Annotated in this window: 11 protein-coding genes and 1 tRNA gene; 7 read left to right on the forward strand and 5 right to left on the reverse strand. The window is 57.2% G+C overall.

Annotation, left to right across the window (positions count from 1 at the left end):
- Positions 1–77 precede the first annotated feature (77 nt).
- Both CUU80_RS04695 and CUU80_RS04700 read left to right on the forward strand, forming a co-directional pair.
- Positions 78–593, forward strand: coding sequence for a flavodoxin family protein (locus tag CUU80_RS04695; protein ID WP_100496194.1), 516 nt, complete (start codon positions 78–80; stop codon positions 591–593).
- Positions 594–644: 51 nt separating this feature from the next.
- A complete protein-coding gene (locus CUU80_RS04700; RefSeq protein WP_100496195.1) occupies positions 645–1,364 on the forward strand; it encodes an SDR family NAD(P)-dependent oxidoreductase in 720 nt (239 codons plus the stop codon).
- A gap of 223 nt (positions 1,365–1,587) precedes the next feature.
- On the opposite strand, the gene CUU80_RS04705 is transcribed toward CUU80_RS04700, so the two are convergent.
- Positions 1,588–2,019, reverse strand: coding sequence for a nucleoside 2-deoxyribosyltransferase (locus CUU80_RS04705; RefSeq protein ID WP_100496196.1), 432 nt, complete (start codon positions 2,017–2,019; stop codon positions 1,588–1,590).
- A gap of 106 nt (positions 2,020–2,125) precedes the next feature.
- Positions 2,126–2,198 (reverse strand) — tRNA-Arg (locus CUU80_RS04710).
- 226 nt (positions 2,199–2,424) lie between these two features.
- Between CUU80_RS04710 and CUU80_RS04715 the strand changes: the two genes are divergently transcribed.
- Complete coding sequence (locus tag CUU80_RS04715; protein ID WP_100496197.1) at positions 2,425–3,612, forward strand: endonuclease/exonuclease/phosphatase family protein; 1,188 nt, start codon at positions 2,425–2,427, stop codon at positions 3,610–3,612.
- A 74-nt stretch (positions 3,613–3,686) separates the two neighbouring features.
- On the opposite strand, the gene CUU80_RS04720 is transcribed toward CUU80_RS04715, so the two are convergent.
- Entirely contained in the window at positions 3,687–4,655 is a 969-nt protein-coding gene (locus tag CUU80_RS04720; protein WP_100496198.1) for a Ppx/GppA phosphatase family protein, read from the reverse strand.
- A gap of 138 nt (positions 4,656–4,793) precedes the next feature.
- Positions 4,794–6,038, reverse strand: coding sequence for a pyridoxal phosphate-dependent aminotransferase (locus tag CUU80_RS04725; RefSeq protein WP_100496199.1), 1,245 nt, complete (start codon positions 6,036–6,038; stop codon positions 4,794–4,796).
- A gap of 274 nt (positions 6,039–6,312) precedes the next feature.
- Here CUU80_RS04725 and CUU80_RS04730 point away from each other — a divergent pair, with 274 nt between their 5' ends.
- Together CUU80_RS04730 and CUU80_RS04735 are read left to right on the forward strand one after the other, a co-directional pair.
- A complete protein-coding gene (locus CUU80_RS04730; RefSeq protein ID WP_100496200.1) occupies positions 6,313–7,371 on the forward strand; it encodes a Gfo/Idh/MocA family protein in 1,059 nt (352 codons plus the stop codon).
- A gap of 109 nt (positions 7,372–7,480) precedes the next feature.
- On the forward strand, positions 7,481–7,984 hold the full coding sequence (locus CUU80_RS04735) for a GNAT family N-acetyltransferase (RefSeq protein ID WP_165775853.1): 504 nt from the start codon (positions 7,481–7,483) through the stop codon (positions 7,982–7,984).
- A 155-nt stretch (positions 7,985–8,139) separates the two neighbouring features.
- Here CUU80_RS04735 and CUU80_RS04740 read toward each other — a convergent pair whose 3' ends face one another.
- Positions 8,140–12,270, reverse strand: coding sequence for a DEAD/DEAH box helicase (locus CUU80_RS04740; RefSeq protein ID WP_100496201.1), 4,131 nt, complete (start codon positions 12,268–12,270; stop codon positions 8,140–8,142).
- A gap of 103 nt (positions 12,271–12,373) precedes the next feature.
- Here CUU80_RS04740 and CUU80_RS04745 point away from each other — a divergent pair, with 103 nt between their 5' ends.
- Both CUU80_RS04745 and dapD read left to right on the forward strand, forming a co-directional pair.
- Positions 12,374–13,477, forward strand: coding sequence for a helix-turn-helix transcriptional regulator (locus tag CUU80_RS04745; protein ID WP_100496202.1), 1,104 nt, complete (start codon positions 12,374–12,376; stop codon positions 13,475–13,477).
- A gap of 250 nt (positions 13,478–13,727) precedes the next feature.
- Entirely contained in the window at positions 13,728–14,747 is a 1,020-nt protein-coding gene (gene dapD / locus CUU80_RS04750) for a 2,3,4,5-tetrahydropyridine-2,6-dicarboxylate N-succinyltransferase (RefSeq protein ID WP_100496203.1), read from the forward strand.
- Positions 14,748–15,027 lie beyond the last annotated feature (280 nt).

Genomic DNA, 15,027 nt, shown 5'->3' on the forward strand with positions numbered 1-15,027 from the left:
TATGTACTGATGCATACTGTCCTTATCAAGAACGCGGCGGCATAGCCGCGACACCATTGAAAGGAACAGGAATCATCATGACCAAGCACATTCTCGTCATCCAAGGCAGCCCGACCAAGGGCGGCAACGCCGACATGCTCGCCGACGCATTCATCGAAGGCGTCGAAGCCGCAGGCAACACCGCCACCAAGCTCACGATTGCGGATATGAATATCGCCCCATTCACCGGTTATGACCAGCCGGCCGACGATATGACGCAGGTGATGGAACAGATGAAAGCCGCGGATGGCATCGTCATTGCCACCCCGACCTACTGGATGCAGTTCTCCGCGCAGCTCAAGGCGATGATGGACCGTCTGCCGTTCGACGCGCACGACGATCTGGCAGGCAAGGAATCCGCCCTGCTGGTCGCTGGCGCCAGCCCTGAAGAGGTGCTCGCCAAGAACGTGTTCGGCTACTACCAAATGTGCTTCGGCGAAAGCCTCGGCTGGAAGATCAAGGGTTCGGTGATTGCCGCCGGCGTATTCGCCCCCGGTCAGGTGGCCGGCACCCCGTACCTCGACAAGGCCCGCGAGCTCGGCCGCGAGTTCTGATCCATCTCTTTGAGACTCGCTTAATCGCACATCATTCCAAGGAACATCATCATGCAAATCGCACTTATTACCGGCTCGGGCCGCAAAGGCGGCCTCGGGTACGAAACCGCCCGCCAGCTTGGCGAAGCCGGTTATCACGTCATTCTTGCCGCACGCCGCCCCGAGCTCGCGCAACTCGCCCAGGCACTTATTGACCAAGGCATCTCCGCCAGCTATGTGGCGATGGACACCACCGATGAGGCCAGCGTCAAGGCCGCGGCTGCGGAAGTCGACCGTCGATTCGGCAGACTCGACGTGCTCATCAACAATGCGGCATCCATGCGTGCAGGAGACTCGGTGGAGCAGCAAAACCTTACTGAAATGCGCATGGTGCTCGACACCAATGTGATCGGCACATGGAATGTCACCCAGAAGTTCATTCCGCTGCTGCGCAAGTCGGAGCACGGCCGCATCGTCAACGTGTCCAGCGGCGCCGGCTCCTATGGCGACCCGCAGTACGGTTTCCTGCATGGTTCGATGGGCATTCCCGCATCCGGCTATGGCATCTCCAAGCTTGCGCTCAACGGCTTGACCATCAAAACCGCGAAGGAACTGGCCGCAGACCGTATTCTCGTCAACGCGGTCTGCCCGGACATCACCGACACCTTCGGCTCGGGCATGTTTGGACGCCCGGTCGAGGTCAGCGCAAAAAGCGTGACCTGGGCTGCAACATTGCCCGACGACGGCCCGACCGGCGGTTTCTTCCGCGACGGTCAGCCGTTGCCATGGTGAAGGCATGACGATATCGCTGTACGTATGAGGGGTGGGGTCCGGACAACAATTTCCGAACCCCACCCTTGCGCATATCGTCAGCCGCTTATATGTCGACTCGACCCGATCAGGTCAAACCAGCTCGAAGATCGAAACGAATCAGCATCGATACGCCGCTAAGCCGCATGAGATGCCCTTAGCCGTACACGGCGATCATCACAAACCCGGCACCCAACGCAACCGATCAGAACTGAATGTAATCAACCTCGGTGTGTTCGCCGGTTTCCAGATATTTCGCCAAATCCTCAGGACCGGAAAACACCATATTCACGGCCTGCGCCACCATGAGATTTACACGGTCCATCGGAGTAAGTCCCTCACGATAGCCGAATACGGGAATTCCCCGAGAATAGGCATATCCGATTTCAAACATGGTGCCGGCATCCTCGTCCATGAGGTTGGCGATCACCGCTTTGGCGGAGTTAATGCCGCGAATATCGTCTGCGAAGCATCCTTCCGGACCGACATCTTCGATTTGGCTGACGAATCGCGGCTTGAACAGCTTGCACCCATGATCTTCCATCACCTGTTCCAGACGTTCCATGCTTTCCGTCTGTTCGGGATCGAAGAACGGGCCGGCCACGTAATAGTCGTATTCCTTATCGCTATCGCTCATGGCTTACAGTCATACCGCAGCCACGACGACCTGCATATCAAGAAGTCACTTTATGGACAGCCGTCCGAATACTGATCATTCGATATTTGCCTTAACGTATGGCAAGTGCCCGAGATCGGATTCGAACCGACGACACCCGCTTTAGGAGAGCGGTGCTCTATCCACTGAGCTACTCGGGCAACGACGTTCCATTGTACACGGCCCGTTCCCCGACGCCGCCGATGCGAACAAAACGTGCCGGTTTGGTGCGGACGACCGTCTTCGGTCCACTAAAATCGTCTTTTCCTCAAATTTGCACGATACAGTGGCAAATCGCACAAGAATCCATTCATAACCGACATACAACATTCGGGTGTGTCAGGCATACAGCAATACGGCAGGCAGGGAACGACGATCGGGAGCGCTATGGCGAAATCACCAAATGCGGCGAACAGAACCGCCATCAAAAAGCAGGGTAAAGCTTTGGTACGAGCCGCAACCACACCATCAGGCAAGATCAACGGCAAAGGAAAGTCCCGCAATCAGAAGAATCGCCCTTTGAAATCGCACTACAACACCCGAGACGCCAAGGCGAAAGCTGCAGCACCGCAACGCGGGAAACGCCGCCTATCAGGCTTTCTGGCCACGCTGTTCGCGTTGGCTGCGTTGATCTGCACCACCGCGCGCGAATTACCCAGCGATTTGCAAGAGCTACCATATGTGCCGGTTATCGTATCCGCCACGCCCTGGTTCATGCTTGCGGCGATTGTGGCGCTGCTGCTGGCGATTGTCTCGCGCCGGGTGTTCTCGGCTCTGCTGGCCATAGCTGCACTTGGACTCAACGGCTACTGGCAATACCCCTTTTTCATGTCCAACGATCCGTTGCCTCAAGCCGCATATAACGCCGTAGCCTCGTCTGAGCCAAATACCGCCGACGCATATGCGCGAGTGATGACGTTCAACGTGTACAAAGGGCAGGCCGATCCTCAGGCCATTGTGGATCTGGTCAGCGATCAGCGCGTAGAGGTGCTGGCTCTGCAGGAAACCACGGATGATTTTGTCAAACGACTCCATGCGGCAGGCATCGAACACTACTTGCCATACTCGCAGATATCCTCGTCGGACGGCGTGTACGGCAACGGCTTGTGGTCAGCCACTCCCCTAGCCGACCCGAAGGATGATGATGTGAATTCCAGCGCCTCATTCATGCCCGGCGGCACCATAGATTTGGGCGGCAACCGGATTCGCTTCGTTTCGGTGCACACCACGGCCCCGGTGCCCGGCTATTGGAGGCAATGGAAACGCTCGCTGGATGAATTGGGTCTGATGCGCGCAAATACCGATACCCGTTATATTTTTATGGGTGATTTCAACGCCACGTATGATCACACCCCGTTCCGCGATTTTCTTGGCGATCGGTTCCTGGACGCCACTCGCACCTCAGGGCATGGTTTTACCTTCTCTTGGCCCACAAACCGCTCGGGAGTGCCGATGTTCGCTGGTATCGACCATGTGGTGCTCGATCAGGGCATGCGGGCCGGCCAATGCAAAGTGGTGAAAGTGGACGGCTCCGACCACGCGGCGTTGCTGGTCACCGTGGATGTCATGCAATAGCGCAGTAACTCAGGCAACCGCAACACCGCGCAACACCGCGCAGCAAGCGCAACAACGCCAAGTTGGCGCGTGCGTCAGAATCCCAACCGGGTGCGACCGAACTGATCAAGCCAACGAAGAATGGCGCCTTCGCGCAACGCCCACGGACAGATTTCGACTTCCTGAATATTCAGGGCCTTCATAATTTCGTCAGCCACTACGCCGCCACCCACGATCTGCATCGTACGTTCAGGCGTGATGCCCGGCAATGCCACACGCTGCTCAGGTGCAATTGCGGCCAAACGAGGGATCCAATCCTCCAACTGTTCACGAGTCATAATCCACGTATCTTCGCGACCGGGCTGACGGACCACGGCACCGCACAGTCGAGCCAGAGACCGGAATGTCTTGGAGGTACCGACCGCATGGTTGGGATGCTTGGACTGCGGGAATACCTTGACCATCGGTTCCAGCACCTTGCGCACATTCTTGCGCACTTCCTCAAGCTCCTCGGGCGTGGCGGTACCGGAAGGCAGGAATTCGGTAGTCACTCGTCCGGCACCAGCCGGAACGGACAACGCCACAGTCGGTTCCTCATCGGATCCCATCGCCACTTCCAGCGACCCTCCGCCAATATCCAGCACGAGCAGTCGTCCAGCATCCCAGCCGTACCAACGACGGGCGGCGAGGAAGGTCAAACGAGCCTCGTCCGTGCCGGAGAGCACGGTCACACCTTGGCCAATCCGCTCCTCAATCTTATGAATCACCTTGTTGCCGTTGGGCGCCTCGCGAAGCGCGGATGTAGCCATAGCCAGCAACTGGGTGATCTCGTATTCTTCGGCAAGCTTCATGCACTGGTCCACAGCAGCGAGAATCGCCTCGACGCCAGCCTTCTTGATTGAGCCATCGTCCTTGAGGTACTTCATCAAGCGCACGGTGGATTTCGTACTGGCTTCCGGATCAGGTCGCGCACCGGGAGCGGCATCCACAATCAGCATGTGGATGGTGTTGGAGCCGATATCAAGCACGCCAAGGCGCGTGGTATGCGAACGCAAATTAACCATTCTTGTTGTAATCCCTTTTTCTCTATAGTCTGCGAAGACTCTTCCGACTCCCCAGACTCCCCAGACTCCTCAAGTGACCGAAAACGAATCCAGCCCGAATCCAGCCCCGCCCTATCGGCGTCTCACGTCCGGCTATTGTCAGCTTTCCAGCGTCGCCACGAACTTGCCGAGCCGTTCCAGTCCTTCGCTCAGCGCCTCGCGCGAGGCAGCGTAGCTCAGGCGCACATGCGTATTCGCGGTGGCGGCCCCAAAATCACGCCCCGGAGTCAACGCCACATGGGCCTCCTCCAGTGCACGTTCACAGAACGTCCAAGCGTCCAAGCCGGTGCGCGAGATGTTGAAGTAGGCGTAGAACGCACCGTTAGGTTCCACTTCCACCGGCAAACCGATACGCTTGAGGCCATCGATCACAATGCGCCGGCGAGCCAGCAACTCCTGACGTCGCGCCTCGCATTCGGCCAGACTTTCGGGAGTGAAACAGGCAAGCGCCGCATGCTGCGTAGGCGTATGGGCGCACAGGTAATAGTTGGTGGCAAGATCATCCACCGCTTCAAGCACGGTGGCGTCGTCCGGCAGAATAGCCCAACCGAGACGCCATCCGGTCATACCGAAGAACTTCGAGAAACTATTGCACACGATGGCACCCGGATCACAGGCGAGCACAGACTTGACTTCGGTGCCATCCGGTTCACGATCCGCCAAGTCCAGATAGGTTTCGTCCACAATTCGCCATGCCCCATGCTCGGCGGCGAATGCAGTAACATCCTTCAGCACGTTGAAGTCGATGGTGGTGCCGGTCGGGTTCGAGGGGGACGTGATCATCACGGCTTTGGTGCGATCGGTCCAGTATTCACGGCACAGGTCTGCGTTCAGATGGAAGCGCGTAGCTGCCGAGGTAGGCACATCGATAACGTTACCCTCGAACGAGCGGACAAGCTCACGATTGCATGGGTAGGAAGGATCAGCGACGATAACGTCATCACCGGGGTCAACCGTCAGAGCGGTAGCCAACAGCAACGCCGCGGAACCGCCAGCGGTTACGCAGATGCGCTTGGGATCGATATCAAGATCATGCCGGTCACGGTAAAAGTCTGCGATGGCCTGCCGCAGTTCAGGCAACCCCATGGCGGCGGTGTATGGCAACGCACGGCCGTCATACTGCTCACGCATCGCGTCACGTACAGCGGGCGGCGCTCCAAAGTCGGGCTCGCCAAGGCTGAGTTTGATGACATCGATGCCGTGGGCGATCATCGTGTCCGCCTTCTCGCCGAACACCATCGCTCGGAACGGGTTAATTTCGCGCGCCCTACGCGACATGATCGGGGACGGCGTTGTCGGGGACGTTACCACAGACGCGGGCTGCTGCACGGCTTCATTTTCCATACCTCGGTTCTATCCGGCCGTTGGGACATGACCGGATATGGTCATTCGAGCGCAACCGTCCGTGCCTCTATTCCATGCCGCCCACCTGCTCTATCATCATTGCGTAAACATCTCCTCGCCATCCCACAGCCGTATCCCACAGCCGCATCCCACAGCCGTATCCCACAGCCGTATCCCGCAACCATTCCCGCCACTCCCCTATAATCGCTTATAGTTCAACGAATGAACCAACAATGACAGCATCCGGCATCATCTCTTGTTCAAGGAGGAGCACATGAGCAGACTGAACGGCAACCGAGCACTGGTCGAAAGCGGGCAAGCCAAGGTCAACGTCGCCATTTTGGGTGCGGGCCGCATCGCACATACCATGGCGGATACGTTGAACCGAATGGCGTCGGACCCGCGTTACGCATCGTGGATTCACCCCTATGCGGTGGCGGCACGCGACTTGGATCGCGCGCAGGCGTTCGCCGACCAGTGGCATCTTGACAAGGCATACGGCTCGTACGAGGAATTGACAGCGGATCCGGATGTGGACCTTGTCTATATCGCCACCCCGCATAGCTTGCATGCCGAGCAAGCCGAGTTGTGTATGCGCGCCGGCAAGAACGTGCTGGTGGAGAAGTCGTTCACAGCGAACACCGAACAGGCTCGCGCGATGCTTGCCGTGGCCGAGGAAACCGGAATGCTGTGTACGGAAGCGATCTGGACGCGATATATGCCCAGCCGCGCGTTGATCAATGGAGTTATTGCATCCGGCGAGATCGGCGAAGTCAAGGCAGCGAGCGCCAATCTGTGCTACCCGGTTTCCGACAAGGCCCGTATGACCGATCCGGAATGCGCCGGAGGTGCGCTGCTGGACGTGGGCGTCTACCCGTTGAACTTCCTCGACATGGCGATCGGAGCCGATCATGGTCGCACGATTGATCATTTCGAGACGTCGATGTCGCCGTGGCCGCAGACCGGTGTGGACGCGCATAATTCCACTACGCTGTACTATGACGACGGCACGATGGCCGTATCCGTCAGTTCGATGCTGGTCACATCTGACCGTGGCGGTTACGTATGGGGCACCGAAGGATATCTGGTGGTCACCAATATCAACAATCCGGAAGCCATTGACGTGTATGACAATGACCACAAGCTGGTTCGTCGCATTGAGGTCCCGGCCCAGCTGACCGGATACGAATATGAGGTTGCAGACGCAGCCTCGGCACTGCTGGACGGCAGCATTGAATGTGAGGCCATGCCGCATGCGGATACGTTGCGCATCATGGAGCTTATGGATGCGATTCGTGACCGCTGGGGGATGAAGTTCCCGTTCGAGAAGTAGTCGCCATTCCGTGCGACAAGATGCCAAAAGCATGAATAGCAAGGCGAGAAGTACAAGGTGCAGCAACCCCTGAGGTGATATGACTGAAGGCATGACAACAGATAAAGCAATGGATGCTGCCACGGCAGCGAAGGTTCCAGCCTTGACGATTCGTCGCGCCAGTGCGGCCGATATTCCTCGCATCGATGATCTGCTGTATCAGGTGGCGCAGGTGCATCATCAGGGGCGTCCGGATTTGTTCAAAGCCGGTGCCAAGAAATATACCGACGATGAGCTTGTCGGTATTCTTGCCGATGATGAGACGCCGGTGTTCGCCGCGTTCAACGATGAGGGAACGCTTGTGGGGTATGCGTTCTGCATATTCCAACAGCATCCCGGCAGTCACGTGCTTACGGATGTCAGAACCCTGTACATCGATGATCTGTGCGTGGACGAACACGCACGCGGTCTGCATGTGGGTTCCGCGTTGTACCGGTATGTGCTGGATTTCGCCCGCCAATCCGGCTGCTACAACGTGACCTTGAACGTATGGTCCTGCAATCCTAGCGCCCAAGCCTTCTACGAGCATATGGGACTGACCCCATACCGTATCGGCATGGAGCAGATTCTCTGAACTGTGCATGCACGTTCATCAATGGCCGCGCATAATTCAGGCATCTGAGCCTTTGGGAATAGGACTTGGTCTTACCTCTCGCTCTACAGAGTCCCCCAAAAAAAGAGCATATTCCAGGGGATTATCCTGCTGGGATATGCTCTTTTTTGGGGGATTTATCCCAACAGACCCAGTAGATCATCCCTGGTAAGGGTAGCGATGGAAGCCGGTGTCTGTCCGGCAAGGGTATCGTCCGTTGTACCGTCACGGCCGCCGACGAGCAGCGAAGCGTCGGTGAACTGACGGGCCAGCTCACTTTTGGTGTGCTGCAGTTCAAGGATGCGCTCTTCGATGGTGTCTTTGGCCACCACTTGATATACGTTGACGTTCTGCGTCTGGCCGATGCGATGCGCACGATCCGTGGCCTGGTTCTGCGCAGCTGCATTCCACCACGGGTCGGCATGGATGACCACGCTGGCACCGGTCAGATTCAATCCGGTGTTGCCTGCCTTCAATGAGATGAGGAAAGCCGGAGTCGTATCATCGTTGAACTGATCGACCAGTTCAAGACGGCGTTTCTTCGCCGTGGACCCGGTAATGGTGTAATAGCTCAGCCCCATCGAGTCAAGACGTTCGGCGATCAGCGCGAGGAAACTGGTGAATTGGGAGAACACCAGCGCTTTCTTGCCTTCGTCCGCGCAGGTTTCCACCAGTTCGGCAATGGCGGCGAGCTTGGCCGATTGGTCTTTGGCATTCGCGTACAACAATCTCGGATCGCAGCATATTTGCCGTAGCTTCGTCAATTCCGCGAGAATACGAATCTTCGAGGTGTTGAAATCGGATTGGTCGCTATGTTCCAATTGCATACGCAACCGCTGCTCGTGAGCGGCATACAGCTTGCGCTGCTCCCCCTCAAGCCGAACGGTTAACGTGGTTTCCAGTTTGTCCGGCAAATCCGTAAGCACTTGAGACTTGAGTCTGCGCTTGATGAACACGCCCACCAAGGACTGCAGTTTGTGGGCCACACGGGCCGACTCAGGATTGACTTGAGCTGCGGCATTGCCTTCCGGCGTTGAGGAGTCCGCCGCACGTCCGTTTGCGATGGCCAGCTCGTAACGCTCGTGGAACTGCTTGTAAGATCCCAGCAATCCCGGCATCAGAAAGTCGAATATGCTCCACAGCTCGGAAAGCCGGTTTTCAATTGGTGTTCCGGTCAACGCAAACCGATGTTTGGATGGTACCGATTTGACCGCTTTAGCGATTTTCGTCGTATGGTTTTTGATGTATTGCGCCTCGTCCAAGGCCATAATCAGGAATCCGGGCAGTTTTGTTGCCTGATCGCCGGTTTTGCCGGCGCCTTGCTGCACGTATTCGTCGACATCTCGACGCAGCAAGTCATACGAGGTGATGAGTACGGTGGGCTCGGTCGTCTGGAAGGCACGTCCGATGGCCATGCGGCGTTCGGATTTGCTGCCGGAGACGACTACCGCGTTGAGTACGGGCGCGAATTTGGCGAATTCCGCCGCCCAGTTATATACCAGAGACGCCGGGCAGACAATCAATGACGGAGGGGCAGCATCATCGCCGCGCATATGCTCATATCGAGCAAGCAACAATGCTATGAGCTGCACCGATTTGCCCAGTCCCATCTCGTCGGCCAGAATGCCACCGAAGCCTTTGTCGCACAAGGTACTGAGCCATCGGAATCCCTCCTGCTGGTATGGGCGCAAAATAGGCTGAAGCGATTTGGGCACCACATAGGATGTCGGGTCGATAACCTTCATGTCGTCGATGTAATCCACGAATGAGGCATCCTTGACCACGTCGCTGCCGTCATCCGGCAGTTCGCCATCCAGCAGAAACGCTTGCCCGCCAGGCAATTCGATAACACCGGCGTTAAGATCGTCTTCGCTCAAATCAAGATCACGGGCCAGAGCGTCCAAGGTGTTGAGCTGTGCTCCGCTCAAGGCGACGAGTGTACCATCCTTCAGCTGGTGATAACGCTGCCGTCTTCGGTATGAGGCAAGCAAAGAACCGACCTCATCCGGAGGCACTTCATCAGCAATGGGCGATATTTCCACCAGATTGCCTCGTACGGACAATCCGACCTTGACCGTAGGCGGTTTCGGAGCGACAAGACGATCAAAAGACGGTGTAGTGAATACTTCGCCCATTTCCCGCAAGGAGGACAGACCCTCGTCGAACAGACGGACAATCCGTTGTGTGTCATCCTTGTCGATGATGGCAGCACCATTGCCGGCAAGCTCACGTATACTGCCGCCGACGCGCTGCCGTCTTCCCTGTACTCGTGCTGCGTTACGGGGACTGTGCGTATCGGCGGAAATCTGTTCACCAGGCAATGTGAAATATTCCCGTACAACGTCAAGCGCCAGATGCTCGGTATCGAAATCACGTCCGATGACGGCGGCGTTTCCAAAGTCATGCGCTGTCTCGACTGTGCCTTGCGCGGACATGGTTGCCCCTCTCGGCAGCAACGGCACAAGGGCATTGCCATAGCGTGCTTTTACTTCGCATTGCACGCCATGCTCATCCCGATCCAAGTAGAAGGACGGTACGCATTCGGCAGGGCTGAGCTCGGCTAATTCACGAGGGATTTCCCCCGCCTCCAGCAGCCCGGCTTCCACCAATCGTGGCAACAGGGTACGGGCGAACAAAGCAATATCCTCCGCTCCGATGACCTGATCACGTCCACCGGTTCGGAACAGTTCTTCCAGAAGACCGTGTAATGGCTGCAATCGTTTCGGGCAACGCACGAAACGGCAACCCGCAGCACTGATGCGTTGGGATCCTGCCATCATTGCAGACATGTACTGCGTCGGATTGTCAGATGCCAGCAACAGCCATGTCTCCCGCTCTCCCTCGACAACGGTTTCGACCGGAGGCTCTCCATGCAATATGTAGCCGATATCAGCTCCATGCATGGTCAGGTCCCGGCGTCGCAGGTGCAAACTCAGCTCAGGCTCGCCCTCATCCACTGGCACGAATGCCGGCTGGCCGACGAACCATGAGTCCAAGACCAGCTGCACGCCGAATCCCACGCGCAGCGAGAGTAGTCGCGCGACTTCCGAAACAGATAACGTCAGTCGTCGGTCAATGGCGATATGTCCGTAATAACGGTCCTGCTGTTCAGCGGCACGACGTATGCCGATTGCGGATTGAAGAAAGCCGAGCAGCGGGCGAGAACTGGAATCCAGCATGTCCGGCACATGCGTGAAAGCGAGTTTGCGACCGTATTCCTCGTATTCGCCGTGTGCCATGACGTCGATGAATCGCGGAATTGATTTCAGCACGTAATCAGCGCCGACCGCATCCGATCCGATGTGAAACTCGACGCTCCAGATTCCGTCCAGAAAACTCAACGTGGGCCTAAGCCATACCTGACCGGTACCGACCGTGTCGTTGGGCCCGTTATACCCATCACGATCGGCAGGACGACCGCCGCGTTTTCTGCCGAGCCGCAACGGCTGATGGTTGTCGGCGTGCTGATCGCCGATTCGACTCATCACAGCACGACGCCGAGCGGATTTGCGCTGACTTTCCTGCTTATCGACTCGTTCCATATATGCGAGCAACGACCGCGAGGGGCGAACTGCACCGGCTCCGTATCCTTCAAATCGTTGTGGTTCGTCGCAGAACTCCAAGGCAAGCGCCGCCATATGCTTGCACATGCCGTATCCGCGACCGTACGCGGGGCAAGTACATGTCCCGCCGCTTACTTCTCCGGTCTCCATATCGATCTGCACCGCAGTACGGTAACGGCTCGATGGGCTGGTGGTGCCACGCACCAAAGCGGAAAGATCAGCATAACCGGTATGCGAATCAGCCTCATATTGGGGTTTGACGAACATCGTGTCAGCTTGCCGCATAATGCCACGCGCGCGGTCCAATACGGCACGTGACACCGACGTCTTGACATCAGTACGCAATGCAGCGAACGGTATCATGTCCTCCGCCGTCACATTATTCCCCGACAACGCGCTATGTCCAGACATCTTGCCGCTTTGAAGCGCATCCGACCATGGATCCTGCTCGACAGGCGCATATCCCCAGTCGGATACCGGCTCATCGCCCCAGGAAGCTGAATCCATGTCATCCTCATTAACATCCTGCGCGTCGATATCGTCACAATCATTGACAACGTCAACGGCATCGTCATCATCATATTGACGAACCCGCCGGTTCCATCGGCGTGACTTGGCTCGTGCGGCACCGACACCATCGTGCGCCTCATCGAATGCATCATCATCGTCAGACACGTGGCCAAATACGCCATATCCCATAACCATCGACGCACCTCTTCCCCGACAAGCCATTTCCAGCACATAATCGCAGCGCATCATCCTTGCCCAATGTTTCCATCCTAGATGAATCACGCGGTAGCCTTAAACCATGAGCACAGACGATCGACCGAAGCGCAAAGCGTACGCGGGCAATGCCGCACTGGATATTTTCGAAGTGCTGTGGCGTTACAGCTACTTTGGTCATGGCCTGACCGTACGTCAGATTCTTGATCATCTGGCGCAGATGCACCGCTATGACGAAGCCGATCTGCCAAGCGAAAAAACCGTGCGAAACCAGCTCAAGCGTCTGGCCACCGCCCAGTTCCTCGGTCGTCGCATTGGGCATCTGACCGAAGAGGACCTTATCGGCATAGAGTGCGCCGAACCACAACCTGGATGGTATATGGAGGCGTTCCTTTCAGCAGCCGAAATGCGACTCTTAGCCGACAGCCTGACACTTTCGCGTATCAGCGTGGACGCCATGGACGATCTGGTCGGCAAATTGCGTGAACTGTCCGGTTCGGCCGGCGACGGCATCAACTATCTCGACCATGTTGCCACCTACACGCATATCAACAGCGAATTCCTTTCCACCATCGATCAGCTCAACCAAGCCATCGAGGATGGGCATGGCGTCACCTTCCAATATCGCGACTATGGGCCGGACGGCACATTGATCCCTCATAAAAGCAGGACCGGCACGGGTAGCACATACACGGCGGACCCGTATCAGATGGTGTACAAGAACGGCCGCTACTACCTGATCTGCCATCTGCATGGCGAGGATCATCTGCGTATTTTCGTAGTCAACCGCATCACCAATGTGAGCGCCAAAGGTCTGCACGGTAGCGTGCCATTGGAAAAGCCCGCACCTCAAGGCTTCGACGCAGTGAACTTCATGCGGCATCGTCCCTATCCCGTAGCGGATGAGCCGATACGCATCCGTATGCTTGTGCGAGGCGCATCCATGCTCAATAACGTGTTCGAATGGTTCGACGATCCACAAATCACACCGGGCACCGGCAACGGACAGTACGAAGTGACGATAGATTCTCCCGAACGAGCAGTGTTCTGGTGGGCTCTGCAATATTCGTGGGATGGGCGTGTAACGATTCTTGAACCCGATTCGCTCAAGCACAAGCTGTATGAGGCCGGAACGCGCATGGCGGCTGCGTATGCGCCTCAATCCGACCAGCGACGTCAGCAGCACTGACAGTCTCTTGGCAACGTCAATCAATATGGCCGCGATCATACGCACCTCCCTCCCAGCATGGTTTTCCGTATATTCCACGGACAGACGCGTTACGTACATCCTCCCATCGCTCATGCAAGGCGGTAAATTTTTACCGAGCTCCACGAAAACAAGCCGTTCCTGAGCATTCACGCCCCATATGCCGGCTTTTACGGCTAAGGTGGAGTGCATCGCCACTCACGGCACACAGTCAAACAATGGAGGAATAAGCATGAGCGAAGCGCGTACCGCATGGGGCTGGGGCTTGGCCAGCATTGACGCGGCAGGCAACACCTTGGACGTCTGGTACCCTGCACTGTCCTTAGGACCGGCACCTGCCGAGGCTGACCGCCCGAATCATAACTTCGGCACTCTGGCCACTGCGGAAGCAGACGCCCGAGGCATTCGCCGCATTCCGGTATTCACCATCAGCCAGCTGGACGAGCCAATCGCCAGCGCCGAGGAGGCCTATCTCAAACTCCACTTGCTGAGCATGCGTTTGGCCAAGCCGAACACCCTGAATCTCGAAGGCATCTTCACCCAGCTCAACAACGTTGTGTGGACCAATTACGGACCGTTCGCAGTCGAGGACTTCGCCCTGCGTAAGGCTGACGTGGAGCGCGCCGCCACGGACGCAGCCCAAGCCTTCGCCACTCAGGTGGGTCTGCCCGCTGCAGCCCCCGCCGCCACTGTGAATGCATTCGGCGTGGATAAGTTCCCGCGCATGATCGACTATGTGGTACCTACCGGAGTGCGCATCGGCGACGCCGACCGTGTGCGACTGGGCGCTTATCTGTCTGAGGGCACCACCGTCATGCATGCCGGATTCGTGAATTTCAACGCCGGTACACTGGGTGTCTCCATGGTTGAAGGCCGCGTTTCCCAAGGCGTGGTGGTCGGCAATGGCTCCGACATCGGCGGCGGCGCTTCCATCATGGGCACACTGTCCGGCGGCGGCAAACTTCGCAATTCCATCGGCGAGCATTCCCTGCTTGGAGCCAATGCCGGCATCGGCATCTCCCTGGGCGACAACTGCACCGTCGAAGCCGGACTGTATATCACCGCCGGCACCAAGATCACCATCTGGGACAAGGCCAAGGCCGCCGCGGGAGAGCCGCTCGAAGTGGTCAAGGGCGCTGACCTGTCCGGCAAGAACAACATCCTGTTCATCCGCAACTCGGTCAGCGGCCGTATCGAAGCTCGCTATCGCAAGATAGGTATCGAGCTCAACGAGAAGCTTCATAAGAACTGATTTCATCAGTTCTTATGAAGCTTCTCGCAGTACAGCTGCTCCCCTCACCTACGGACAGTCCACCGGACTCTCCGCCTCACGGCTCGGCATAACCAGCCACATATATGAGAAAACGCCTCATCGGTATTCCAGTGAGGCGTTTTCTCATGCCAACCGAGGATTTGCCCCGCTTGGCATATGCCCAACGAGGCAAACCATCGGCTCAATAGTCAAATTGCTCCAATGAGCCTTCTTCAAGATACATGTTCACGATTCACCCAAGGTTTTGCCTCACTGAACA

The sequence above is a fragment of the Bifidobacterium scaligerum genome, assembly GCF_002802865.1.
In the GTDB taxonomy this organism is placed as follows: domain Bacteria; phylum Actinomycetota; class Actinomycetes; order Actinomycetales; family Bifidobacteriaceae; genus Bifidobacterium; species Bifidobacterium scaligerum.

Coding starts and splice junctions, on each gene's coding strand:
- CUU80_RS04695 (WP_100496194.1), top strand. CDS start 78: ATGACCAAGCACATTCTCGTCATCCAAGGCAGCCCGACCAAGGGCGGC.
- CUU80_RS04700 (WP_100496195.1), top strand. CDS start 645: ATGCAAATCGCACTTATTACCGGCTCGGGCCGCAAAGGCGGCCTCGGG.
- CUU80_RS04705 (WP_100496196.1), bottom strand. CDS start 2,019: ATGAGCGATAGCGATAAGGAATACGACTATTACGTGGCCGGCCCGTTC.
- CUU80_RS04715 (WP_100496197.1), top strand. CDS start 2,425: ATGGCGAAATCACCAAATGCGGCGAACAGAACCGCCATCAAAAAGCAG.
- CUU80_RS04720 (WP_100496198.1), bottom strand. CDS start 4,655: ATGGTTAATTTGCGTTCGCATACCACGCGCCTTGGCGTGCTTGATATC.
- CUU80_RS04725 (WP_100496199.1), bottom strand. CDS start 6,038: ATGGAAAATGAAGCCGTGCAGCAGCCCGCGTCTGTGGTAACGTCCCCG.
- CUU80_RS04730 (WP_100496200.1), top strand. CDS start 6,313: ATGAGCAGACTGAACGGCAACCGAGCACTGGTCGAAAGCGGGCAAGCC.
- CUU80_RS04735 (WP_165775853.1), top strand. CDS start 7,481: ATGGATGCTGCCACGGCAGCGAAGGTTCCAGCCTTGACGATTCGTCGC.
- CUU80_RS04740 (WP_100496201.1), bottom strand. CDS start 12,270: ATGGTTATGGGATATGGCGTATTTGGCCACGTGTCTGACGATGATGAT.
- CUU80_RS04745 (WP_100496202.1), top strand. CDS start 12,374: ATGAGCACAGACGATCGACCGAAGCGCAAAGCGTACGCGGGCAATGCC.
- dapD (WP_100496203.1), top strand. CDS start 13,728: ATGAGCGAAGCGCGTACCGCATGGGGCTGGGGCTTGGCCAGCATTGAC.